Origin of the sequence: Bradyrhizobium sp. LMG 9283 (genome assembly GCF_045571415.1) — a bacterium.
Lineage (GTDB): Bacteria > Pseudomonadota > Alphaproteobacteria > Rhizobiales > Xanthobacteraceae > Bradyrhizobium.
Map to the genome: position 1 here is coordinate 4,294,202 of NZ_CP120691.1, position 21,915 is coordinate 4,316,116.

Sequence of the window (21,915 nt, forward strand, 5' to 3'; positions counted from 1 at the left end):
GGTACACGCCCTAGCCGAGGCCCGCATCGACCCGGAAGCATTGGCTGGTGATGCGCTGGCTTTCGTCGGAGGCGAGGAACAGTGCCATGTTGGCAATGTCGTCGGGCGTCACCGCATCGGGCACGGCCTGACGCGCGCGCATTTCTGCGACGACCTGCTCGTCGGGATACCACAGCCGGCGCTGGCGCTCGGTGATCACCATGCCCGGTGCAATCGCATTGACGCGGATGCGGTCGGGGCCGACCGACCGCGCCAGCGAGTTGGTGAAGCCGACGATCGCCGCTTTCGCCGCGGCATAGACCGGCAGCGCCGGGGCGCCGCGCATCCAGGCGATCGATGACATGTTGATGATCGAGCCGCCGCCACGCGCCCACATCTGCGGCACCACCGCTTGCGCTGCGAAGAAGACGTGCTTGAGATTGACGCCGATCATCCAGTCGAATTCGGCCGGCGTCACCTCGGCGAGAACGTGGCGTTGATCGTTGGCGGCGTTGTTGACGAGAACGGCGGCGTCGCCCAGCGAACTGTGAACCTCTGCCATCGCGGAGCGCGAGGCGTCGATGTCGAGGAGGTCGCAGCGCATGAATAGCGGCGCGGTCGCGGACGAGGCCGCTATCTCCCGCACCAGGGCTTCACCCGCGTCCCTATCGATGTCGAGGAAGGCGACCCGGGCGCCCTGGGCCGCGAAGGCCCGGACAAAGGCGGCGCCGATGCCGCTGGCGCCTCCGGTGATCAATACCACGCGGCCCGCAAGGCCTGAATAGGTCGTCTTCGTCATGCGATCAGTCGCTCCGTCTCGGGGTCGAACAGGCAAATGCGGCGGGTGTCGAGCGCGAAGGCGGCGGACGTGCCGGGCGCGGGGCGGATATCCGGTGAGATCCGCGCCATCGCAGGCTCGCCCCCGAGCCGCAGCAACACCATCGTCTCGGCACCGGTCGGCTCGACCAACTCCACCGGTGCGTCGACGAGCACAGGCGCCTCGCTGGAAAACGTGCGGCTGCCCTCGGCAATGCATTCCGGCCTGATCCCGAACACCACCTCTCGGCCGACAAAGGGGGCTGCGGCGTCGTATCCCCTGAGGCGCAGACGAACCTCGTCGGGCCGTCCCGCGCCGATTACGACCACTGGCCCGTCACTCGCGGCCTCGAGCCGCGCCGGCATCGTGTTCATCGGTGGCGAGCCCATGAAGCGCGCGACGAACAGATTGGCGGGATAGCGGTACACGGTATCGGGATCAGCGAACTGCTGCACGCTGCCTTGATGCATCACTGCGATCCGCGTCGCCATCGTCATCGCCTCGATCTGGTCGTGGGTGACATAGACGATGGTGGCGCCAATGCGCTGATGCAGGCGCTTGATCTCCATCCGCATCTCGACGCGCAGCTTGGCGTCGAGATTGGACAGCGGCTCGTCGAACAGGAAGAGCAGGGGATTGCGCACCAGCGCGCGCCCCATCGCCACGCGCTGGCGCTGGCCGCCGGATAGTTGCGACGGCTTGCGGCCGAGCAGCGGCTCGATCTGGAGCAGCTTGGCCACATTCGCGACCGCCTTCTCCTGCTCAGCCTTGGCGACGCGTCGGCATTCCATGCCAAAAGTGATGTTCTGGCGCACCGTCATCGAGGGATAGAGGGCGTAGGACTGGAACACCATGGCGATGTCGCGGTCCTTGGGCGCGACGTCGTTGACGACGCGTCCGCCGATCTCGACCGTGCCGGCGCTCGGGTGATCGAGCCCGGCGACGATGTTGAGCAGCGTGGACTTGCCACAGCCGGACGGGCCGACCAGCACGGTGAACTCGCCGCTCTCGATGTCGAGATCGATGCCCTTCAGCACCTCCAGATTGGCGTAGCGCTTGGTTAGGGCGCGAATGCTCAGTGCTGCCATGATGGCCTCATCATTTCACGGCCCCGGCAGTCAGGCCGCGGACGAAGTACTTGCCGCCGAGGAGATAGATCAACAAAGTGGGCAGCGCCGCGATGATCACCGCGGCGCTCTGCACGCCATGCTGCGGGATGTCCGCGACTGCGGCCGATAGCGCGATCAGAGCCGCCGTGACGGGCTGCTGCTGGCCGGTCGTGAATGTCACGCCATAGAGGAACTCGTTCCAGATATGCGTGAACTGCCAGATCACCGTGACGATCAGGATGGGACCCGAGAGCGGCAGGATGATGCGCCAGAAGATACGAAAGAAGCCGGCGCCGTCGATGCGCGCGGCCCTGATCAATTCATGGGGAATGGCGACATAGTAGTTTCGGCAGAACAGCGTGGTGAAGGAGAGTCCCTGAATGGTGTGAATCAGCACGAGACCCGTCAGCGTGTTGATGAGGCCGATGTCCCGGAGCACGATCGTCCAGGGCAGCAGGCGCATCTGCTGGGGAAGGAACAGGCCAAGGGTCACGATGCCGTAGATCCAGTTGTCGCCGCGAAAGCGCCAGAGCGACACGGCGTAGCCGGCGATCGCACCGAGCATGGTCGAAAAGATCGTTGCGGGAATCGTGACGAGCGCGGAGTTCAGCATGTACGGCCGGATGCCGGCGCAGGTCTCGGCGACGCAGAAGCCGCTCCAGGCTGCGGCGTAGTTGCTCCAGGCCCATTGCTGCGGCCAGCCGATCATCGAGGCCTGCGCGATCTCCTCGTTGCTGCGGAGCGAGTTCAACACCACAACGACCAGCGGCGCGAGCCAGGCCGCGGCGATCAGCGAAACGGCGAGATAGATCAAGATCCGGCTTGGCGCGAAGCTGCGGTCACGCATGGGCGGCCCGCCGTCGCTGGACATATCGCCACGCCGCATATGGCAGCAGCACCGCGAGTAGAATGAGCAACATGAGCACCGCCGCCGCCGCGCCCCGGCCGAGCAGGCTGCGCTGGAACATCAGGTCGTAGACGACAAGTGCCGGCAGCTGGGTCGCGATTCCCGGACCACCGTTGGTGAGCGCGCGCACGAGGTCGAACGTCGAAATCGCGAACTGCAACTGGATCACGATGACGGTGACGGTGATTGGCCAAAGCGACGGCAGAATGATGCGCCGGTAGAGTCGGACCGGCCCCGCGCCGTCGATCTGCGCCGCCTTGATGATGTCGGCATCGACGGAGCGAAGGCCGGCAAGGAAGAGCGCCATGGCAAAGCCCGACGACTGCCAGATCGCGGCGATGACAATGGTCCAGATGGCCATGTCGCGGTCGATCAGCCAGTCGAACTTGAACGAGGTCCAGCCGAGGTCGTGGACCAGCTTCTGGATCCCGAGGCCAGGATTGAGCAGCCAGCTCCAGACCGTGCCCGTGACCACGAACGACACGGCAAGGGGATACAGGAAGATGGATCGCAGCAGGTTCTCGCCGCGAATGCGCTGATCGAGCAGGATCGCAAGGATGAGGCCGGTCGCTGCGCTCAGCAGCACGAAAGCGCTGCCAAACAGCAGCAGATTGTCGAAGGCGATCTGCCAGTTCCGCGATGCCGCGACCGCCGTGTAGTTGCGCAAGCCCACCCAGCCTGAGACCGGGACCAGAGTGGATGGTGTGAACGATATCCAGATCGTCCACAGCGCGAACGACACGAGGTGCGCGGCGGACAGCAGCAGCGGCACCCAGATCATCAGATATTCGGGCAGCCGGCGCAGCAAGTCAGAAGCCGCCGGCCGGCCCGGTCTTGTCAGGACGGCATTGGTCAACGTGCGCCCTCGACGGCGTCGGCGAGGCGGGTGACCGCTTGCTCGGGCTTGATCGTCTTGTTCTTCACGTACTCCGTGATCACGTCGATCATCGCCGCGGTCATTCCGTTTTCCTGCGCCATGTTATGCGCAAGGCTCAGGACCGCCTGATTGCTGGCGATCGCGTCCTTCAGGGCTGCTGCCGTCCGCCGTTGACCATCCGACCAGCCTTCGCCCGAGAGATCGACATCGGTGCGCACGGGGATCGATCCCGTGATCTGCGAATACATCGTCTGGATCGCCGGATCCATGACGAGTTGCGCCATCAGCATCTGGCCGGCTTGCAGATCGGGCTCCTTGCGCTGCCAGAAGATGAAGGCATCGGCATTCAACAGAAACACCGGCTTGCTGTTGTCGCTGGGGCCCGGCGCAATCATGAAGTCCTCGAATTTGAAGCCGGCATTGCGCAACACGCCCTGCGCCCAGCCGCCCATGATCATCATGCCCATGTCGCCGTCGACGAAGCGCTTCAGGTTGGTCGAAAAATGTTGGGCGCCGACATTCGGGTCCATCCAGTCGGCGATCTTGCGCACCTGCGCGAACGCGGCCTTGATCTCGGGACCCTCAAGGGCCTTCTTGTCGAGATTCATGATGGCGGCGCGGTATGCGGTGGGACTGATGCCCGCCAGAGCGGCCTCGAACTTTTGACCGTCGTCCGGGCGGGTCCCACCGTTGGCGACGGGATAGGGGACACCGCCCGCTTTCATCTTTTCGGCGAGGTCATTGAAGTCTGCCCAGGTGACGGGGATCTTGTCGGCCTTGGCCTTGTCCATCGCGCGTTTGGACAGGAACAGCATGTTGGTGCTGTAGATCTGCAAGGGCAGGGCGATCCATTTGCCTGCCGGCTTGTGCAACTTCGCAAGGTCTGGAGCGACGACCTTTTCGTAACCGGCGGCAGCGACGACGCTGTCGAGATCGACGGTCGGGGCGATCTTCGACCAGGCCGCAATCTCGGGACCTTTGAGCTGCGAGCAGGCCGGCGGATCGCCGGCCATGATCTGCGCGCGCAGCTTGTTCATCATCTCGGTGGTGAATCCGGGGACGGGCGAGTGCTGCCAAACGCCGCCTTTCTCCTCGAATTTCTTGCCCAGCGCCGTGATCGCCGCTCCGTCGCTGCCCGAGGACCATTGCGAGATCGCGGTCAGGCGCGGCTTGACCGCGCCTTGCGCGCGGGCAAATGCCGGCAGTGCGAGTGTGGCGACGGATCCAACGAGCAGACGACGCCTTGTTGTTGTGATCGGCATGGCAGGTTCCTCCCGGTGTGAAGTCTCGGCGCATGTGGGACGTGCAGGTTCAGCGCATGTCAGGCCGCCTCCGTCGATGCCGCCGGCATCCCGCCACGGCTGGCCAGACAAAAGGCGGCGAAAGCCAGTGCGGCCTGCGGATCGTTGCCGGTCGAGGGCGGCACGAAGGCGAGGGATAGTTGCGCTAGTTTGCGTCCGCCCAGCAGGCAGGCGTCGATCCCATCGACCACCGCCTTCCGATCCTCTTCAGAAAGAAGTGACGGCCAGCCGCTGATCGCGACGCCGCCGCATGGCTTCACGTTCAGGGTGTTGCCGATCGCAAGGCCGAGCCGGAACAAGCGCCGCCGCAACTCCTGGCGCACGCGCGCCGAGAGCGGGATCGTGTGCACCCATTCGTTGCCGAGCTGGAGCAATTTGGCGTCGGAAACGCCGAGGAGCTCGGCCAGAGCGGGAAGCGAGGTATAGGCCTCCACGCAGCCGTGATGGCCGCAGCGGCAGCGCGGTCCCTCAGGCCCGAACACCATGTGGCCGAGTTCGATCGGTTGCAGGGCATCGGCCTCGGCCGGATCATCCATCCAGGCGCCGGCTACGCCATGGCTGACGAGGACGAACAGATGCGTGTCGCAGAACGGATAGTTTTGCGTGCGGCAGCGGTGAAACGTGGCGTGCGCCACCACCGAATTGGTGAATTCCAGCGGCACCCCGGCAAACATCTCGCCGATCATGCCACTGAGGCATCCGACATCGCAGGGGATGATCGGGTTGCCGGATACGGTCAGCCGGCCGAGGCCCGGAATGGAGACGCCGATTTGTGAGAGCGTGATGTGGCGGCGGCGTGTCCAATCGCGCAGCAATGTCATCGCCTCGCCGAACACGCGGCCGACCGTTTCGACCGTGGGTGCCTTCGGCAATGGCAGACGCTCCGTATAGTGCAGTTCGCCCGGGAGGCCGCCGACGCCGACGCTGAGCCATTGAGCGCTCAGCTCGATGGCTGCGAGCGCCACCGAGCCGTCGAGTGACACGAGCCCCGTCGGGCCGCCGACATAAGGGGCTGGGCGCCGCACTTCCTCGATCAGGCCTTCGGCCTTCAGGTCGAACAGGATGCGCGACAGGCTCGCTTCCGACAGGCGCACGGCCTTGGCCAGAGGCGGACGAAACGAGCCGCCCGACTGAAGCAGATGAGTCAAAATGGCAGCGCGCGTCTGCCGCCGACTTCTCGGCTGCTCCGGCATTTCCATCCCTGTCGTCATTCTTACTTAGTGTAAGAATTTGCGCGCGAAGCGTTTCGCCTGTCAAGCGGTGGCCGGCGCGATGATCCGACTTGTTGTTGTGCGCGGCAGCAAATTCGGCCGTTCGCCGCTGCTGCCATGACGATGTCAGTCTCGTAGGGTGGGGCAAAGCAAAGCGTGCCCACCATATGATTCCGCGCTTGCCGAACGAAGTTGGTGGGCACGCTGCGCTTTGCCCACCCTACAGGTGCTTGCACAAGCAAAAACGGCGCCATCTTTCGATGACGCCGTTTCGAAGCCCGTTATGGCCGATTGTTACCGCTTGTCGATCGGAACGTAGTCGCGCTTGGTGACACCGGTGTAGAGCTGGCGCGGACGGCCGATCTTCTGGTGGGGATCCTCGATCATCTCGCTCCACTGGCTGATCCAGCCGACGGTGCGGGCGACCGCGAATAGCACGGTGAACATCGAGACCGGGAAGCCCATCGCTTTCAGCGTGATGCCCGAATAGAAGTCGACGTTCGGATAGAGCTTGCGGTCGATGAAGTACTGGTCGCTGAGCGCGATCTTCTCCAGCTCCATTGCCACCTTCAGCATCGGATCGTCGCCATGGCCGGTCTCCTTGAGCACGGCATGACACATCTTCTGCATGATCTTGGCGCGCGGATCGTAGTTCTTGTAGACGCGGTGACCGAAGCCCATCAGGCGGACTTCCGAGTTCTTGTCCTTCACCTTGGCGATGAACTCGGGGATCTTGTCGACGGTGCCGATGTCGTAGAGCATGTTGAGCGCGGCTTCGTTGGCGCCGCCATGCGCCGGACCCCACAGGCAGGCGATGCCCGCCGCGATGCAGGCGAACGGGTTGGCGCCGGAGGAGCCGGCGATGCGCACCGTCGAGGTCGAGGCGTTCTGCTCGTGGTCGGCGTGCAGGATGAAGATCTTCTCCAGCGCGTCGGCGAGAACCGGGCTGACCTTGTAGTCCTCGCAGGGCACTGCGAAGCACATGTTCAGGAAGTTCTCGGCAAAGCGCAGCGAGTTCTTCGGATAGATGAAGGGCTGGCCGACGGTGTACTTGTAGGCCATCGCGGCCAGCGTCGGGATCTTGGCGATCATGCGCATGGAGGCGACCATGCGCTGCTTGGGATCGTTGATATCGGTGCTGTCGTGATAGAACGCGGCCAGCGCGCCGACGGCCGCCACCATGATCGCCATCGGATGGGCATCGCGGCGGAAGCCCTGGAAGAAGCGGGCCATCTGCTCGTGCACCATCGTGTGATGGGTCACGCGATAGTCGAAATCCTTCTTCTGCGCGGCGGTCGGCAGGTTCCCGTAGAGCAGGAGATAGCAGGTCTCGAGGAAGTCGCCGTGCTCGGCGAGCTGCTCGATCGGGTAGCCGCGGTATTCCAGCACGCCCGCATCACCGTCGATATAGGTGATCTTGGACTGGCAGCTCGCGGTCGAGGTGAAGCCCGGATCGTAGGTGAACAGGCCGGACTGGCCGTAGAGCTTGCCGATATCGATGACGTCAGGCCCGACGCTGCCGCTGAGGATCGGGAGATCGTAATTCTTGTTTCCGACCGTCAGCGTCGCGGTCTTTGAGCTTGGTTTTGCGTCCATCAGAGGTCCCCGATGTGTGGTGAAACGGGCCGGAGCCGGAGGGCCCCCAGGGAGACCATGGGGGCAGGCCGGATGTTCCAGAATGTACGGGGGAGATGGGTATATTATTGCTATGTGCGCTGCAAGATCGCCGCACGCATGGTCGACTTACGTCGTAGACTGATCCTTAAGCCGGGCGAGGCTCTCCTGGCGCCCCAGGACGTCCAAAACCTCAAATATACCAGGCGATGTCGTCCGTCCGGTGAGTGCCGCCCTGAGCGGCTGGGCGACCGCGCCGAGCTTGAGACTGTTTTCCTCGGCAAAGGCGCGCAGCGCGGCTTCAGTTGCCGTACCGCTCCACGTCTCGACTTTCTCCAGCGCGGAATGAAGCTGGCCGATCAGCTTGCAGTTTTCGGGCGTCAGCAATGCTTGTGCCTTGGGATCGAGCGCCAGCGGCCGGTCGGCAAAGATGAAATGGGCGCCATCGATCAGTTCGATCAGCGTCTTGGCGCGCTCCTTCAGGGCCGGCATGGCCTTGAGGAGCTGCGAACGCGTGGTGTCGTTTAACTTGGCCTTAAGCTCGCTCCGTCCGGGCACATGGTCGAGCACGTCCTCGAACATCTTCACGAGCGATTGATCGTCGGCGTGGCGGATGTAGTGGCCGTTGAGGTTTTCCAGCTTGGCGAAATCGAAGCGGGCGGCGGCGCGGCCGACGCCGGCGAGATCGAACGCCGCGATCATCTCCTCAGTCGAGAAGATCTCCTGGTCGCCATGGCTCCAGCCGAGTCGGACCAGGTAGTTGCGCAGCGCAGCCGGCAGGTACCCCATGGCGCGGTAGGCATCGACGCCGAGCGCGCCGTGCCGCTTCGACAGTTTCGAGCCGTCCGGGCCGTGGATCAGCGGAATGTGGGACATACTCGGCAGCGCCCAGCCCATCGCATCGTAGATTTGCTTCTGGCGCGCGGCGTTGATCAGATGGTCGTCGCCGCGGATCACATGGGTGACGCCCATGTCGTGGTCGTCGACGACCACCGCGAGCATGTAGGTCGGATTGCCATCGCCGCGCAAAAGCACGAGGTCGTCGAGGTTCTCGTTCTGCCAGACCACGCGGCCCTGGACCTGGTCCTCGATCACGGTCTCGCCGGTCTGCGGCGCGCGCAGGCGGATGGTGGGCTTCACGTCGCTTGGCGCTGTCGCGGGATCGCGGTCGCGCCACATGCCATCATAGAGGCGGGTGCGCCCCTCCGCGCGCGCCTTCTCGCGCATCGCGGCGAGCTCCTCCGCCGTGGCGTAGCAGCGGTAAGCCTTGCCGTCGGCGAGCAACTGCTCGGCGACCTCGCGGTGACGAGCGGCGCGGCTGAACTGGTAGATGACCTCACCGTCCCAGCCAAGATCGAGCCACTTCAAGCCGTCGAGGATGGCACCGATCGCGGCTTCCGTGGAACGCTCGCGGTCGGTGTCCTCGATCCGGAGCAGCATCTTGCCGCCATATTTTTTGGCGTAGAGCCAGTTGAACAGCGCCGTGCGGGCGCCCCCGATGTGGAGGAAGCCGGTCGGCGAGGGGGCAAAGCGGGTGACGACGGAATCGGTCATTCTTGGCAGGGCCTATGCATGGGAAGCGGTGTGTATAGCAGGAACGCGACATAACTAAAGCCCGACGGCGGACCTGGCAGGCTTTGCTTAAGCTCTTGGCGCGGCCACGCGAATTTGGCAGAAGGACCGCTGATTTCCCTACAGGATTTTCGTAATGACAGAACCGGTGGCAGCTGAGGTTGGGCGCGATTTCATTCGTGACATCATCCAGGCCGACCTCGATCAGGGCAAGTACAAGGAGATCGTGACACGGTTCCCGCCGGAGCCGAACGGCTACTTGCATATCGGCCACGCCAAGTCGATCGCACTCAACTTCGGCATCGCCCAGGAGTTTCCTGGCCGCTGCCACTTGCGCTTCGATGATACCAACCCGGTCAAGGAAGAGCAGGAATATATCGATTCCATCCAGGCCGACGTGCGCTGGCTCGGCTTCGACTGGGGCAAGAATCTGTTCTTCGCCTCGGACTATTTCGATCGCCTGTACGAATGGGCCGAGCAGTTGATCCGCGACGGGCTCGCCTATGTCGACGACCAGACCCAGGAGGAGATCCGCCTCTCACGCGGCACGCTGACCGAGCCCGGCAAGAACTCGCCCTTCCGCGACCGCACGGTGGAGGAGAATCTCGATCTTTTCCGTCGCATGAAAGCCGGTGAATTCCCGAACGGGGCGCGGGTGCTGCGGGCCAAGATCGACATGACCTCGCCCAACATCAATCTGCGCGATCCCGTGCTGTACCGCATCCTGCATGCGCACCATCCGCGCACAGGCAACGCCTGGTGCATCTATCCGAGCTACGACTATGCCCACGGCCAGTCGGATGCGATCGAGGGTATCACGCACTCGATCTGCACGCTGGAGTTCGAGGACCACCGGCCGCTCTACGACTGGTTCATCGAGAAGCTGCCGGTACCTTCGGAGCCGCACCAGTACGAGTTCGCGCGGCTGAACCTGACCTACACGCTGCTGTCCAAGCGCGTGCTGACCCAGCTCGTCCGCGACGGCCACGTCGCCGGTTGGGACGATCCGCGCATGCCGACTATGGCTGGCATGCGCCGCCGCGGCGTACCGCCGGCAGCGCTGCGTGAATTCGTCAAGCGTATCGGCGTCGCCAAGGCCAACAGCGTGGTCGACGTCGGCATGCTGGAGTTCTGCATCCGCGAGGAGCTGAACCGCACGGCGGAGCGCCGCATGGCGGTCTTGAAGCCGCTGAAGGTCGTGATCGAGAACTATCCGGAAGGGCAGACCGAGGAGCTCGAGGCGATCAACCATCCCGACTATCCGTCGGCGGGGACGCGGAAGATCACGTTCGGCCGCGAGCTCTATATCGAGCAGGACGACTTCATGGAGAACCCGCCGAAGAAGTTCTTCCGTCTGTCGCCCGGCAACGAGGTGCGGCTGCGCTACGCTTACTTCATCAAGTGCACCGGCGTGATCAAGAACGACGCAGGCGAGGTGGTGGAGCTGCGCTGCACCTACGATCCCGCGACCAAGGGCGGCAACGCGCCCGACGGACGCAAGGTCAAGGCGACCATGCACTGGCTGCCGGCGGCGACGTCGAAGCCGGCGGAGATCCGCATCTACAACCAGCTGTTCTCCAATCCGAGCCCGGACGCTTCGAATTTCGCGGCGGATCTCAACCCGCAGTCGCTGGAGATCCTGGCTGATGCCCGTGTCGAGGCGTCGGTTGCGGAGAGCAATTCGATCGAGCCGATGCAGTTCGAGCGCCAGGGCTATTTCGTGCGCGACAAGGACTCGACTCCCGGCAAGCCGGTGTTCTCGCGCACCATCGGCCTGCGCGACACGTTCGCGAAGGAAGTCGCGAAAGGTTGAGGGCTGACATGAGCAGCGACGCCGACGCCATCGTTTTGGCCATCATCGCGAAATGGTGTGCCGGCTTCGCAAAGCTCGATGCAACGGCTCTGTCGTTGCTGTATGCGAGGAACGCGTTCTTCTTCGGCTCCAACCCGAAACTCTATCGGGGCAGGGACGGGGTGGCGGACTATTTCAATGGCCTGCCGCGATGGCGCCAGCCGAGCGTCGGCTTCTCCGATGTGGCTGCGGCTCAGGTCGTGCCCGATGTGATTAACATGGCTGCGATCGCATCATTCGACCTCGACGAAGAAGCCGCGCCCCTCTCGGTCAAACTCACCTGGGTGATCGTGCGCGAAGACGGCGACTGGAAGATCGCGAGCCACCACGTGTCGTCCAGGGCTGCGCTGATTTAGCGCCGGAGGCGCACTTCATCGCAACCGCTTCATCCGGTCGCTACAGCTTGTAGCCGATCTTTCTCAGGAGGTCCTTCCGCCACGCAATGTCGGCGTCGGTCTCGATACCCAGCGGTGAGGCGCCATCCACTACGCCGAGCACGCCACGGCCGAGCTCCGTTTGTGCGACGATCACCTGTGTGGCGTTGGCCGTCGCGCAGTAGATGCGGCAGACCTCCGGCACCGAGCGCACGGCAGCTAGGACGTTGACCGGAAAGAAGCCGTCGCCCAGGAAGATCAGAAAAGTGTGGCCGGCGCCGATGGCCAACGCGTTGTTGCGGGCGTGGGTGAGGGCCGCTTCGTCATTGCCCGACCAGCGCACCAGCCGCTTGCCGGAGGCCTCGCAGAAGGCCAGCCCGAAGCGGATGCCCGGAACCGTGCCAACGAGCGCCTCGTGGAGATCTTCCACGGTCTTGATGAAATGCGACTGACCGAAGATGAAGTTGGCCGCGTCCGGCTTTACGATGGGTACGACGGTAAGTTCCATGGCCGCGCTCCAGGAGAGAGCTACACGATTCATGTTAGGCCGACGGAAAGTGATTGTCAGCCGCTGCCTGAGCCGCTTGGTGGAACCGGCGGACTCGCTCCAGGTCCTTCGCATGCGAACCGTCCTGGTCCGTCTTCGTCTTGGAGTCGACACCAGCCGGACGGACAGTTCGGATCGCTCCTGCGACATTGTCCGGTCCGAGGCCGCCTGCGAGGACGATCGGAACACGGACGACGTCCACGATGCGGCGACTGATATTCCAATCATGCGTCACGCCGAGCGCGCCGATCTGCTTGTCCGTGCACCGATAGCTGTCGAGCAGCAGAAAGTCTGCGATGCCAACGTAGCTCTCGGCAATTGCGACGCTTTCCTCGGAGAACACCGGTATGCTTCTCATCACGACGATCCCGGGCAACATGCGCTTGAGCGAAGCAACATCTTGCGGGGAAAGCAATTCGGCGCTGGCTCCCAAATGGACGATCGCGGGGTTGAGCTCGCGCGCCCACGTCGCAATCAAGGAGAGATCGCAGCTCAGAAACAGTGCCGAGAATTTCGATGGCGGTACTATTGCCGCGCCGATCTTGGAAGCCGTTGAGATCGGCAGTTCGCGTGGAAATTGGCCGTCTCCGACGAGCACGCCGATATGGTCGACGCCAATGGCTGAAAGTGCGGACGCCTCTTCGGGGGTAGAGATTTCATAGATCTGGGTCAACATCGGGCGTAACCTCTCCGTGTCTCAGGGAGACGCCTCGAACGCCGCCATCACCTCGGCCAGCATCCGCTCCTGCTCTCCCGCATACCGCGGAGAGAAGTGAAAAGGCTCGACGCGGCGGACATTGGCTTCCCGTGCGACTTCTCCGGCAGCCGTGGTGGTAAGATGAGCCCGCTCCTTCGCTATTGCGGCGTCCGCGTCCGCAAACGCCGCCTCGATGAAGAGGATGTCTGCATTCTGAATCAGCGCCACGATGGCGGCGCGATTGGCCGGCGTGTCGGCAACATCGGTCACATAGGCGATTTTCTGGCCGGCAGTGACCGTCACGAGATCGCGCAGGCTTGAGAGTGGCACGAGTCGATCCGACTTGGTCGCTTCTTCGATGCGGATCAAATGATCGTCCGCGCGACGCTCGACGACGGCCTTCTTTAGCGACAGCAACCAAGGACCGACGGGTAGTCCACGCTCCGACAGCCTGTTCTTCCATACGTTGACATGGGCCGCCTCTTGCAGCGCGAAGGCGAGGCAGGGCGTGCCATGCTCAAGGATCGCGGCTGACACGCGATGGGTCGGTTCATCGCAGAGTAAGCCCGCAATGGTCTTGCCAGAGGCGGATGGCTCTGCTGCGAAGCCTTTCCTCAGCCGGAACCGGGTGGTGGAGATGGAATTTTCCGCTCCAAGTTCGCTGACGTTGAAAACAAGATCGCAGGGATAGTTTTCGACCAGGTTCCAGCGATAGGCCTGAAGCTTGTGAAAGACGTGCTCGGCTAAGCCGGGCGGACCGAACAGCTGTACCGATTTCTCGTGCCCGACGAGCAAACGCAGCAGATGGTCGAAGCCAACGAAATGATCGATATGCGCATGCGAGACAAAGACCTGGTCGACGCGTCGGATCTTCCGTGGCGCCAGTGAAGCAATCTCTCCAATGTCGAACAGCAGACTTCGCTTCTCGAACACCGTTTCGACATAGACCGTAGGATCGCCGTAGCGACCGTTGACCAGGCTAGGATGGAAAAGCGGTCGCATGACGACAATTCTGCTGCAACAGTTCCAAATGCATCTCTCCTCATCTTAGGGCGCGGCGATGGATTTCGCACCGGGCAGGATCGAGCTAAAATACATCTATCGGATCGAGGAGAGAGCCATGAAACTCGTTTCAAGCGCCTTCGCCGATGGTGCCGCAATTCCGCGACGGTTTACCTGTGATGGCGAAAATCTTTCGCCACCTCTGCAATGGAGCGACGCGCCGGAGGGGGCGCGGAGTCTTGTCCTGCTCTGCGACGATCCCGATGCGCCCGCCGGCAAATGGCATCATTGGGCAGTGTACAACATTCCGCCGGAGGTCACGGAATTTGCGACCAACGCCGCGCAGAACGCCGGAATGAAGCAAGCCGTCAACGACTTTCGGAAGGCGGGTTATGGTGGCCCGTGTCCACCGCATGGCCATGGGCCTCATCATTATCATTTCCGACTGCTTGCCCTCTCGACGGAGGGCCTGCCGGCAAAGGCCGATGCATCCTGCGGCGACGTCGAGCGAGAAGCGCGCAAGCACGTGATCGCGGAAGCGACCCTCGTCGGTTGGTATGAGAGGTAGGCGAAAGAACGCCCTAGATATCGTAATACAGATGGAACTCGTAAGGATGCGGTCGCAGCCGGATCGCATCGACCTCCTTTTTTCGCTTGTAGTCGAGCCAGGTCTCGATCAGGTCGGCCGTGAAGACGTCGCCGCGCAGCAGGAATGCGTGGTCGCGCTGGAGTGCGTCGAGCGCCTGATCCAGCGATCCCGGTGTCGATTTCACTTGCTTGGCTTCGGCCGGTGGCAGGTCGTAAAGGTTCTTGTCGATGGGGCTGCCGGGGTCGATACGGTTGTCGATACCGTCGAGGCCCGCCATCAGCATTGCGGCAAAAGCCAAATAGGGATTGCAGGAGGGGTCGGGCGAACGAAACTCGACGCGCTTTGCGCGTGGATTCGGCGAGTACATTGGAATTCGGCAGCAGGCCGAACGATTGCGTTGGGAGTAGACCAAGTTGATGGGAGCCTCATAGCCCGGCACCAGGCGCCGATACGAGTTGGTCGTCGGGGCGCAAAGCCCGCACAACGCCCAGGCGTGGGTCAGGAGGCCGCCGATGTAGTAGCGGCCGAGCTGGCTCAATTCGGCATAGTCACCCTGGTCGTAGAACAGGTTGGTCTCGCCCTTCCACAGCGACTGGTGCACATGCATGCCCGAAGCGTTGTCCTCGAACAGCGGTTTCGGCATGAAGGTCGCGGTCTTGCCGTGCTCATGCGCGGTGTTCTTCACTACGTATTTGTAGATCATCAAATTGTCGGCCATGCGGGTGAGGGTTGTGAAGCGCATGTCGATTTCGTTTTGGCCGCCGGTTGCGACCTCGTGGTGATGAGCTTCGATCTGGATTCCCAGCTCTTCCATGGTCAGCACCATTTCGGTGCGTAGCGCCTGCATGCTGTCGGTCGGAGGAACGGGAAAATATCCCTCCTTGGGGCGCGGCTTGTGCCCGAGATTCGGCGCTTCCTCCGCGCCGGTGTTCCAGCTGCCTTCGCCGGAATCGATCTCGTGCATGGCGTAATTGATGCCCTGACCGTAGCGCACGTCGTCGAAGACAAAGAACTCCGCTTCCGGGCCGAAGTAACTTGTATCGGCGCGACCAGTGCCTTTGAGATAGGTTTCCGCCTTCTGGGCGACGTAGCGTGGATCGCGGCTATAGGATTGGCCGGTCACGGGGTCGCGGATGTTGCAGATGAGGACCAGCGTCTTTGCCGGACTATAGGGGTCGACGAAGGCCGTCGTCGAATCGGCGACGACCAGCATGTCGCTCTCCTGAATCTCCTGGAAGCCGCGGATCGATGAGCCGTCGAACCCGATGCCCTCTTCGAGCGCATCGACGCTCACCGCGCTCGGGGGAACGGAAAAATGTTGCCATACCCCCGGCAGATCAGTGAACCGCAGATCGATCATCTGGACCTTCTCGTCCTTGATCGCCTTCACGAGATCTTCGGCCGTCGCACATTTTGGAAACATGGCTCGCTCCCAGCATCGTGGAGATGCGTGTCTTGCGGGTCGCGTTGCCGTTCAGCCGCAGCCGAACGGCTTGCGACGGATTGTGGTCCATACTCTGTTGCCGCCCCTTCAGCTTCGATCCGGCTTGGCGGCATTGACGGTCAGGCGGCTACACACGCCGGCTGCTTCAGCTTTGGTGAGGCCCGCGCATCAGCTTCATGGCGTCTTCGATATGCCGCCAGGTTTTGGCGAGCTCGAGCTCGCCCTTCGATTCGAGATCGATGGCGTTCTGGGCTGCTTCCGCAATGGCCTTCGGGCCATGTGCTTCCAGCAACTGCCGCGCATAGTCGTGAATTTCGATTTCTCGCATGGCGTCACCTCCCTTTTGTCCCGGGCGCAACGTGAGCGAGGTGCGGCCGGGGCGATAGACGTCGACACCTGTCAAGCGCGGCCAGTCTGCATCCTGGTGCAGGCACTCGCAAGGGCTCTTCCGGGGCATGGGCCGCGAGGATTGGATGCGGCTTCAGTCGCGGCAACAAAGCGCAGGTCGGAGGGATGCATTTTCTCAGCTGCGCCACCATCTAACCGGGAGAGGGGAGGTGAGCATCATGCGCATCCAACATTGGCAAGACGCTGCCAGCCTCCTGGTGGGCCTGTGGCTGGTCTTTTCGTCCTTTATCCTGGGCTTGTCCGGGGCGGCTGTCTGGGTCTCCATCGCGCTCGGGCTCGGCGTCATGCTGTTTGCCATCGAGGCATTTGTCATCCCGTCCTATCTGGAAGAATGGGGAGAAATACTGCTGGGCCTCGCTCTGCTACTGGCACCTTGGACCTTTGGTTATGAGCCAGTATCGGCCACGGTGAGCAGTGTGCTGTCCGGCACACTGGTGATCCTGCTCGCTGTCTGGGAGCTGATAACCGATCGCGACTTCAGCACCTGGTGGCACGATCGCTGGCATCGCCTGGCCGGGTGAGAACAGGTGCTAGTTGGGCGCTTGCCGACCGCCATTTGTTGGCGGCCGGGATTTTGAGATCGGCTTGCTCGGGCGCGGTGCCGATGGGAACGATCGTCACTGCGCCTCGATACGAACTTCGGTGCAGGGTCCCCGCGGTCCTGCACCGGGATCAACCCATCACGACGCGGCTCTCGGCTCGATCGGCTGCCAGATGCTGATCTTGCGCGTCTCCGGCATCAGGAAGACGGCAAGCACGAAGCACACCGCGGGGACCGCGATCGGATAAATCAGCGCATAGCCGATGCTGCCGGTCGCGGCGAATGCCGCCGACGTGATGAACGGCACCAATCCGCCACCCCAGCCATTGCCGATGTGGTACGGCACCGAGACCGACGTATACCTGATCCTGGCGGGAAAGAATTCCGCCAGAAACGCGCCGACCGGCCCGTACACCATCCCGACATAGCAAACGAGGATGAAGATGATAAAGATCGCGGCCGGATAGTTGATGTTTCCGGGCTGCGTGACAGTCCCCAGCCACAGATAGAGCGGATAGTACGTGATCGCGGCGAGCAGCATGCCGCCGAGGATCACCGGCTTGCGGCCGATCAGATCCGACAGCCAGCCAAAGAAGATCAGGCTCGGTGTGGCAATGAGCAGTGCGGCGCCCACGATGTAGGCGGAGGTCAGCGGGTCCACCTTGGAGACCTGCTGCAGGAAGTACAGCGCCCAGAACTGACCACTGTACCAGACCACGCCCTGTCCGATCAGGACCACAATCGCGATCCCGATGTATTTGATGTTGGAGCTGAGGAAAGCCTCCTTCCAAGGGTTCCTCGTCATCTGGCCGCGGGCCCTGATCTCCTGGAAGATTGGCGTTTCCTGGAGCTGGAGCCGGATATAGATCGCGATCGCCACCAGCAGGAAGGACAGCAGGAACGGAACGCGCCAAGCCCATTCGTCGAAGGCCTGGTTGCCGGCATATGTCCGCGTGAGGATGATGACGGCCAGCGACACCACGATTCCGAGAGTGGGCGAGGTCTGCAGCCAGCCGGTATAATAGCCGCGTCGATCGTCCGGCACATGTTCGGCGACGTAGGTGATGGCGCCACCATATTCGCCGCCCAGGCACAAACCCTGGATCATGCGCAGGCCAAAGAGAATGAACGCGGCCGTCAGACCAATCGACTGGTAGGTCGGGATCAACCCGATCGCCCCTGTGCCGAGTCCCATTCCGCTGAGCGTAATGAGAAAGGTGTATTTGCGGCCGACCCGGTCACCCATCCATCCGAACAGGAAGGCGCCCAGCGGACGGATGAGAAATCCTGCCGTGAAGAGCGCGATCGTGCTGAGGAGGGCGGCAACCGGGTGGGATTGCTCAAAGAACTTGACCGATAGAACTGCGGCCAGGCTGCCAAAGATGTAGAAATCATACCATTCGATGATGTTTCCCACCGATGCAGCGATGATCACGCGGCGAAAATCGCTCGGTACCTGCATGTGCGACTCCTATGGTTTCAAGACGTCTCCTCGCCTGTTTCAGCGATCGATCTTCTCGCGGAGAGCGCGATGCGCGGCGTCGCAGGCGCCAATTCAAAGAGTTGCGTCGGCAACGTCTGACTTCAGGTGCGCTTTCGCGCCACCTGAGAAGAGCTCCGGCGGCCTTAGAACCGCGAGCCACCACTGCCTTGCCCGTCCTGTCGGGGAGGCGGGGAACCGTAGTGTAATCCCACCTCGGGCCGGCAACTTATGAGACTTTCGGCTCAATCGATCTGTCGCAGGACGCTTTGCCAACGAGATCGAAGGGCTCGATACTTCGCGACTTCTGGTCAGAGACGTCTCGGACGTTGCGAGGAATCCAGAAGAGATGCCAAGGCGGCGGTCGCCGTGACCTTGGAAGGGGAAAAGTAGGGTCTCGCCGCGTTCGTTCCTGATCCGTACCGCTATTCGCGCAGCCGCACGTTCCGGTAGCCTCGGCACCCGTCGCGTATCGTAAGGTGCAGGGGAATGGCGGAGCCGGGGCGGCAAGTACGCTCCCAGGGAGTTGCCGGGACGTGGCCGGTCGGCCGCGCCGCACCGGCTGGCGGCTTTGCGCCGGCGGGCTTTGGCGTCTGGCCGGCAATCGTCGAAACGTTGCGCGAATGGGCCCGCGCCGAGGCCGGGCCTGGTCGGCTGTTGCCGTGGGTGCCGGTTGCCTTCGGCGGCGGCATCGCGCTCTATTTCGCCGCCGATCATGAGCCGGTGCTGTGGGTGGTCGTCGCGACGGCGGCCGTTCTCGCGCTTGGCGCCGTGCTGCTGCGGCGGAGCCGGTTGTTTGCGCCCGCGATCATGATCGCGGCGGTCGCCGCCGGCTTTGCCATGGCGACCTGGAAGACGGCGCGCATAGCCCACACCGTTTTGGCCAAGCCGCTCTATTCGGTGTCGCTGTCGGGCTATGTGGAAGCACGCGACATCCGCGAGCGCACCGATCGTTTCGTGCTGCGTGTCAGCGCGATGGAGGCGCAGCGCAGCGACGTGAGGCTCGAGCGCGTCCGCCTCTCGGTGCGCAAGGGCACGGCGCCTGAAGTCGGCAGCTTCGTGCAATTGAAGGCGCGGCTGTTGCCGCCGATTTCGCCGGTGCGTCCCGGCAGCTATGATTTCTCGCGCGATATGTTCTTCCAGGGCATTGGTGCCTCCGGTTTCGTGATGGGCGCGATCACGGCTTCAGTGCCGCCGGATGCCGGCGGCTTGCGGCTGCGTTACGCCGCTTTCATGCAGGGCCTGCGCGATGCGATCGACGCGCGCATCCGCGCCACGCTCGATGGCGACAACCGCGCGATTGCGACCGCGCTGCTCACGGGACGGCGCGACGCGATCAGCACGCCCGTCAACGATGCCATGTTCGTCTCGGGGCTCGGACATGTGCTGTCGATCTCCGGCTATCACATGGCGGTCGTCGCCGGCGTCGTCTTCTTCGCGGTGCGCGCGCTGCTGGCGCTGATCCCGGGACTGGCGGCCGGCTTCGCCATTAAGAAATGGGCGGCGGCGGCGGCGCTGGTCGCGGCTGCGTTCTACCTGCTGCTGTCAGGCGCGGAGGTTGCGACGCAAAGATCGTTCTTCATGACTGCGGTGGTGTTGATCGCCGTGATGGTCGATCGCCGCGCCATTACTTTCCGGACGCTGGCGGTGGCCGCGCTGATCGTGCTCGCGGTCGCGCCCGAGGCCCTGGTGCATCCGAGCTTTCAGATGTCCTTCGCCGCGACGCTCGGGCTGGTGGCGCTGGTGCAGATCGGCATGCCGAACCTGCTTGCATCGCCCGATCATTCGGCGACCGCGCGCATCGCGCTGTGGGGCGGCCGCGAGATCGCGATGTTGTTCCTGGCCTCGTTGATCGCGGGGCTTGCGACCACGCCCTATGCTGCCTTCCACTTCCATCGTGTGACGCCATACGGCGTGCTCGCCAATCTCGGCGCGATGCCGGTGGTCTCGGCGCTGGTGATGCCGGCGGGGCTTTTAGGGCTGCTCGCGGCTCCCTTCGGGCTCGACGGCGTGTTCTGGTGGCTGATGGGGATCGGTATTGACTGGATGGTCGCGGTCTCGCGCTGGGTGGCGGCTCTGCCGGGCGCGGTTGGCCGCATTCCGGCGTTCGGGATCGCGCCGGTGGTCGCGGCCAGCCTCGGGATCATCGTGATGGGCCTGCTGCGCACGCCCTTGCGCTGGTCCGGTGCCCTGATGCTGCTTGCAGCGATCCTCTGGGGGCTGTCGGTGCGGCAGCCCGATATCCTGATTGCCGGGGATGGCGCGAGCGTCGCGGTCCGGGGCGGGGATGGGCGTTTGCATGTGATCCGGGCAAGCAAGGATGGCTTTCTGCTGAGGGAGTGGTTAGCTGCCGATGCCGATCCGCGCGATGCCGCCAACGCCTCGTTGGCGAGCGGTGTGTCATGTGACGAGTCCGGCTGCGTGGCGCCGCTTGCGGACGGAGGGCTGGTCGCGCTTTCTCTGCGCATCGACGCGTTGGCTGATGATTGCAGCCGTGCCGCGTTGGTGGTGACGGCGCGGCCCGCGCCGCCCGATTGCGCGGCGATGGTGGTCGATCGGCCGCGTCTTGCCAGTCAGGGCGCGCTGGCTCTGATGCAAAACGGAGAGGGCTTCTCGGTGCAGGCGGTGAGGGCGAGAGGCGCAAACCGCCCCTGGCTGCCCGCCGGCGCCGGCGAGGGGGATTTCGATAGCAGCCTTGCGCCGAAAACGGCCGCGCCTCGCAACCGGGACGCAACGCCATCGGAGGCCGACTTGCAGGCTGACGATTGAGGATAGATGCGCGGGGTGCCGGTCCGACGGGATTCCGCAGGACGCAAACCATACCATCTCGCCGGCCTCGGCCGGCGATGGCATTTCAAATCCTGGCCCTCGACCCACCGGCCGGGGGCGACGACCTCAGCCGATCGGCAGGCGCGTGATCGTGGACCGCGTCTCGGCGACGATCTGCGGCTTGTGCTCGCGCTCGCCAACCGGCTGGGTCACCGGCAACTGCAGCACGGTCGCGCGCTGGCCTTCGACGAGCTGTGTCACCAGCACGTATTTGCCGTCGGGAAATTCGATCGCGTCATGATGGCGATCGGGAATGTGCGGGTCGATCTTGCCGAACTTTCCGACGCGGGAGTTGACGGTGCGCGTCCAGATCCAGCGGTTGTCGTAACGGACGTTGTCGGCGAAAGCGAGCTCCGTTCCCGGCAGCAGGCAGACCGCGACCGAGAGATCGGCTTCGGAGGCGAAGCCGCGTGTCGAGGTACCGCGGAAGGTTGTCGTGACGATCGTCTCGCCGACTTCGGCAGGGCGCGTCGCGACGGCATGCAGGCTGTAGTCACACATCGGGTGCTCCTCATGCGAAGATAGCGAACCCGCACCTCTTTTGTTTTCGAGGCGCAGGCCTCTATCGGGGTGAAGCATACAACGTTCTGCTCGGTTGTAGGCAAATCTGCGGCTGGGGTCCGCAAGCCACGATCACATTATCTTTCCCGGATTCGATAGGAACAAAGCCGACGCCTGTGCATTCGGAAGACGCCATGTCAGCGCCCCGCGGGTGCCGACCAGCTTGAATATTGCCAGCTCGATTGCGGAGGCTGTGCGATTGCA

20 protein-coding genes are annotated in these 21,915 nt (G+C 63.3%); 5 read left to right on the forward strand and 15 right to left on the reverse strand.

The annotated features are described in order from the left end of the window. Positions 1 to 10 precede the first annotated feature (10 nt). The 8 genes from P6U29_RS20275 to gltX all read right to left on the reverse strand — a co-directional run bounded on the left by P6U29_RS20275 (position 11) and on the right by gltX (position 9,369). A complete protein-coding gene (locus tag P6U29_RS20275) occupies positions 11 to 778 on the reverse strand; it encodes an SDR family NAD(P)-dependent oxidoreductase (protein ID WP_407119153.1) in 768 nt (255 codons plus the stop codon). Beyond that, on the reverse strand, positions 775 to 1,884 hold the full coding sequence (locus P6U29_RS20280; RefSeq protein ID WP_407119154.1) for an ABC transporter ATP-binding protein: 1,110 nt from the start codon (positions 1,882 to 1,884) through the stop codon (positions 775 to 777). The genes P6U29_RS20275 and P6U29_RS20280 overlap by 4 nt, the downstream gene beginning before the upstream one ends. 10 nt (positions 1,885 to 1,894) lie before the next feature. Continuing rightward, entirely contained in the window at positions 1,895 to 2,752 is an 858-nt protein-coding gene (locus P6U29_RS20285) for a carbohydrate ABC transporter permease (protein ID WP_407119155.1), read from the reverse strand. Next, positions 2,745 to 3,668 (reverse strand): carbohydrate ABC transporter permease, encoded by a 924-nt coding sequence (locus P6U29_RS20290; RefSeq protein ID WP_407119156.1) that lies wholly within the window; start codon positions 3,666 to 3,668, stop codon positions 2,745 to 2,747. The genes P6U29_RS20285 and P6U29_RS20290 overlap by 8 nt, the downstream gene beginning before the upstream one ends. Next, positions 3,665 to 4,951: an ABC transporter substrate-binding protein gene (locus P6U29_RS20295; protein WP_407119157.1), complete on the reverse strand. Its 1,287-nt coding sequence runs from the start codon at positions 4,949 to 4,951 to the stop codon at positions 3,665 to 3,667. The genes P6U29_RS20290 and P6U29_RS20295 overlap by 4 nt, the downstream gene beginning before the upstream one ends. Before the next feature lie 59 nt (positions 4,952 to 5,010). Further along, positions 5,011 to 6,189 carry an ROK family transcriptional regulator gene (locus P6U29_RS20300; protein ID WP_407119374.1) on the reverse strand — a complete coding sequence of 393 codons (1,179 nt, stop codon included), beginning with the start codon at positions 6,187 to 6,189 and terminating at the stop codon, positions 5,011 to 5,013. A gap of 306 nt (positions 6,190 to 6,495) precedes the next feature. Continuing rightward, positions 6,496 to 7,797: a citrate synthase gene (gene gltA / locus P6U29_RS20305; RefSeq protein WP_407119158.1), complete on the reverse strand. Its 1,302-nt coding sequence runs from the start codon at positions 7,795 to 7,797 to the stop codon at positions 6,496 to 6,498. Between the two features lie 147 nt (positions 7,798 to 7,944). After that, positions 7,945 to 9,369: a glutamate--tRNA ligase gene (gltX, locus tag P6U29_RS20310; RefSeq protein WP_407119159.1), complete on the reverse strand. Its 1,425-nt coding sequence runs from the start codon at positions 9,367 to 9,369 to the stop codon at positions 7,945 to 7,947. Between the two features lie 154 nt (positions 9,370 to 9,523). On the opposite strand from gltX, the gene P6U29_RS20315 reads away from it, so the two are divergent. Further along, on the forward strand, positions 9,524 to 11,200 hold the full coding sequence (locus P6U29_RS20315) for a glutamine--tRNA ligase/YqeY domain fusion protein (RefSeq protein WP_407119160.1): 1,677 nt from the start codon (positions 9,524 to 9,526) through the stop codon (positions 11,198 to 11,200). Between the two features lie 8 nt (positions 11,201 to 11,208). After that, positions 11,209 to 11,595 (forward strand): YybH family protein, encoded by a 387-nt coding sequence (locus P6U29_RS20320; protein ID WP_407119161.1) that lies wholly within the window; start codon positions 11,209 to 11,211, stop codon positions 11,593 to 11,595. Between the two features lie 40 nt (positions 11,596 to 11,635). Here P6U29_RS20320 and P6U29_RS20325 read toward each other — a convergent pair whose 3' ends face one another. From P6U29_RS20325 to P6U29_RS20335, 3 genes are read right to left on the reverse strand one after another with little or no spacing between them, the layout of a single operon-like run. Next, a complete protein-coding gene (locus P6U29_RS20325) occupies positions 11,636 to 12,121 on the reverse strand; it encodes an adenosine-specific kinase (RefSeq protein WP_260370717.1) in 486 nt (161 codons plus the stop codon). Positions 12,122 to 12,155: 34 nt separating this feature from the next. Next, positions 12,156 to 12,836 (reverse strand): phosphoribosylanthranilate isomerase, encoded by a 681-nt coding sequence (locus tag P6U29_RS20330; RefSeq protein ID WP_407119162.1) that lies wholly within the window; start codon positions 12,834 to 12,836, stop codon positions 12,156 to 12,158. A gap of 21 nt (positions 12,837 to 12,857) precedes the next feature. After that, a complete protein-coding gene (locus tag P6U29_RS20335; protein ID WP_407119163.1) occupies positions 12,858 to 13,859 on the reverse strand; it encodes an MBL fold metallo-hydrolase in 1,002 nt (333 codons plus the stop codon). A 118-nt stretch (positions 13,860 to 13,977) separates the two neighbouring features. On the opposite strand from P6U29_RS20335, the gene P6U29_RS20340 reads away from it, so the two are divergent. Next, positions 13,978 to 14,427 carry a YbhB/YbcL family Raf kinase inhibitor-like protein gene (locus P6U29_RS20340; RefSeq protein ID WP_407119164.1) on the forward strand — a complete coding sequence of 150 codons (450 nt, stop codon included), beginning with the start codon at positions 13,978 to 13,980 and terminating at the stop codon, positions 14,425 to 14,427. A gap of 13 nt (positions 14,428 to 14,440) precedes the next feature. Here P6U29_RS20340 and glnA read toward each other — a convergent pair whose 3' ends face one another. Beyond that, positions 14,441 to 15,871 carry a type I glutamate--ammonia ligase gene (gene glnA, locus P6U29_RS20345; protein ID WP_407119165.1) on the reverse strand — a complete coding sequence of 477 codons (1,431 nt, stop codon included), beginning with the start codon at positions 15,869 to 15,871 and terminating at the stop codon, positions 14,441 to 14,443. Between the two features lie 166 nt (positions 15,872 to 16,037). Then, a complete protein-coding gene (locus tag P6U29_RS20350; RefSeq protein ID WP_164935201.1) occupies positions 16,038 to 16,220 on the reverse strand; it encodes a hypothetical protein in 183 nt (60 codons plus the stop codon). 238 nt (positions 16,221 to 16,458) lie between these two features. On the opposite strand from P6U29_RS20350, the gene P6U29_RS20355 reads away from it, so the two are divergent. Continuing rightward, on the forward strand, positions 16,459 to 16,821 hold the full coding sequence (locus P6U29_RS20355; protein WP_407119375.1) for an SPW repeat protein: 363 nt from the start codon (positions 16,459 to 16,461) through the stop codon (positions 16,819 to 16,821). Positions 16,822 to 16,980: 159 nt separating this feature from the next. On the opposite strand, the gene P6U29_RS20360 is transcribed toward P6U29_RS20355, so the two are convergent. Beyond that, positions 16,981 to 18,303 carry an MFS transporter gene (locus P6U29_RS20360; RefSeq protein WP_407119166.1) on the reverse strand — a complete coding sequence of 441 codons (1,323 nt, stop codon included), beginning with the start codon at positions 18,301 to 18,303 and terminating at the stop codon, positions 16,981 to 16,983. A gap of 507 nt (positions 18,304 to 18,810) precedes the next feature. Here P6U29_RS20360 and P6U29_RS20365 point away from each other — a divergent pair. Continuing rightward, positions 18,811 to 21,090, forward strand: coding sequence for a ComEC/Rec2 family competence protein (locus tag P6U29_RS20365; protein WP_407119167.1), 2,280 nt, complete (start codon positions 18,811 to 18,813; stop codon positions 21,088 to 21,090). Positions 21,091 to 21,216: 126 nt separating this feature from the next. On the opposite strand, the gene P6U29_RS20370 is transcribed toward P6U29_RS20365, so the two are convergent. Further along, positions 21,217 to 21,651 (reverse strand): hypothetical protein, encoded by a 435-nt coding sequence (locus P6U29_RS20370; protein WP_162500262.1) that lies wholly within the window; start codon positions 21,649 to 21,651, stop codon positions 21,217 to 21,219. Between the last annotated feature and the right edge of the window lie 264 nt (positions 21,652 to 21,915).

Excerpts from the sequence above, each read along its gene's own strand:
- P6U29_RS20275 (WP_407119153.1), bottom strand. The coding sequence starts at position 778 with ATGACGAAGACGACCTATTCAGGCCTTGCGGGCCGCGTGGTATTGATC.
- P6U29_RS20280 (WP_407119154.1), bottom strand. The coding sequence starts at position 1,884 with ATGGCAGCACTGAGCATTCGCGCCCTAACCAAGCGCTACGCCAATCTG.
- P6U29_RS20285 (WP_407119155.1), bottom strand. The coding sequence starts at position 2,752 with ATGCGTGACCGCAGCTTCGCGCCAAGCCGGATCTTGATCTATCTCGCC.
- P6U29_RS20295 (WP_407119157.1), bottom strand. The coding sequence starts at position 4,951 with ATGCCGATCACAACAACAAGGCGTCGTCTGCTCGTTGGATCCGTCGCC.
- P6U29_RS20300 (WP_407119374.1), bottom strand. The coding sequence starts at position 6,189 with ATGGAAATGCCGGAGCAGCCGAGAAGTCGGCGGCAGACGCGCGCTGCC.
- gltA (WP_407119158.1), bottom strand. The coding sequence starts at position 7,797 with ATGGACGCAAAACCAAGCTCAAAGACCGCGACGCTGACGGTCGGAAAC.
- gltX (WP_407119159.1), bottom strand. The coding sequence starts at position 9,369 with ATGACCGATTCCGTCGTCACCCGCTTTGCCCCCTCGCCGACCGGCTTC.
- P6U29_RS20315 (WP_407119160.1), top strand. The coding sequence starts at position 9,524 with ATGACAGAACCGGTGGCAGCTGAGGTTGGGCGCGATTTCATTCGTGAC.
- P6U29_RS20320 (WP_407119161.1), top strand. The coding sequence starts at position 11,209 with ATGAGCAGCGACGCCGACGCCATCGTTTTGGCCATCATCGCGAAATGG.
- P6U29_RS20325 (WP_260370717.1), bottom strand. The coding sequence starts at position 12,121 with ATGGAACTTACCGTCGTACCCATCGTAAAGCCGGACGCGGCCAACTTC.
- P6U29_RS20330 (WP_407119162.1), bottom strand. The coding sequence starts at position 12,836 with ATGTTGACCCAGATCTATGAAATCTCTACCCCCGAAGAGGCGTCCGCA.
- P6U29_RS20335 (WP_407119163.1), bottom strand. The coding sequence starts at position 13,859 with ATGCGACCGCTTTTCCATCCTAGCCTGGTCAACGGTCGCTACGGCGAT.
- P6U29_RS20340 (WP_407119164.1), top strand. The coding sequence starts at position 13,978 with ATGAAACTCGTTTCAAGCGCCTTCGCCGATGGTGCCGCAATTCCGCGA.
- glnA (WP_407119165.1), bottom strand. The coding sequence starts at position 15,871 with ATGTTTCCAAAATGTGCGACGGCCGAAGATCTCGTGAAGGCGATCAAG.
- P6U29_RS20350 (WP_164935201.1), bottom strand. The coding sequence starts at position 16,220 with ATGCGAGAAATCGAAATTCACGACTATGCGCGGCAGTTGCTGGAAGCA.
- P6U29_RS20355 (WP_407119375.1), top strand. The coding sequence starts at position 16,459 with ATGCGCATCCAACATTGGCAAGACGCTGCCAGCCTCCTGGTGGGCCTG.
- P6U29_RS20360 (WP_407119166.1), bottom strand. The coding sequence starts at position 18,303 with ATGCAGGTACCGAGCGATTTTCGCCGCGTGATCATCGCTGCATCGGTG.
- P6U29_RS20365 (WP_407119167.1), top strand. The coding sequence starts at position 18,811 with ATGGCGGAGCCGGGGCGGCAAGTACGCTCCCAGGGAGTTGCCGGGACG.
- P6U29_RS20370 (WP_162500262.1), bottom strand. The coding sequence starts at position 21,651 with ATGTGTGACTACAGCCTGCATGCCGTCGCGACGCGCCCTGCCGAAGTC.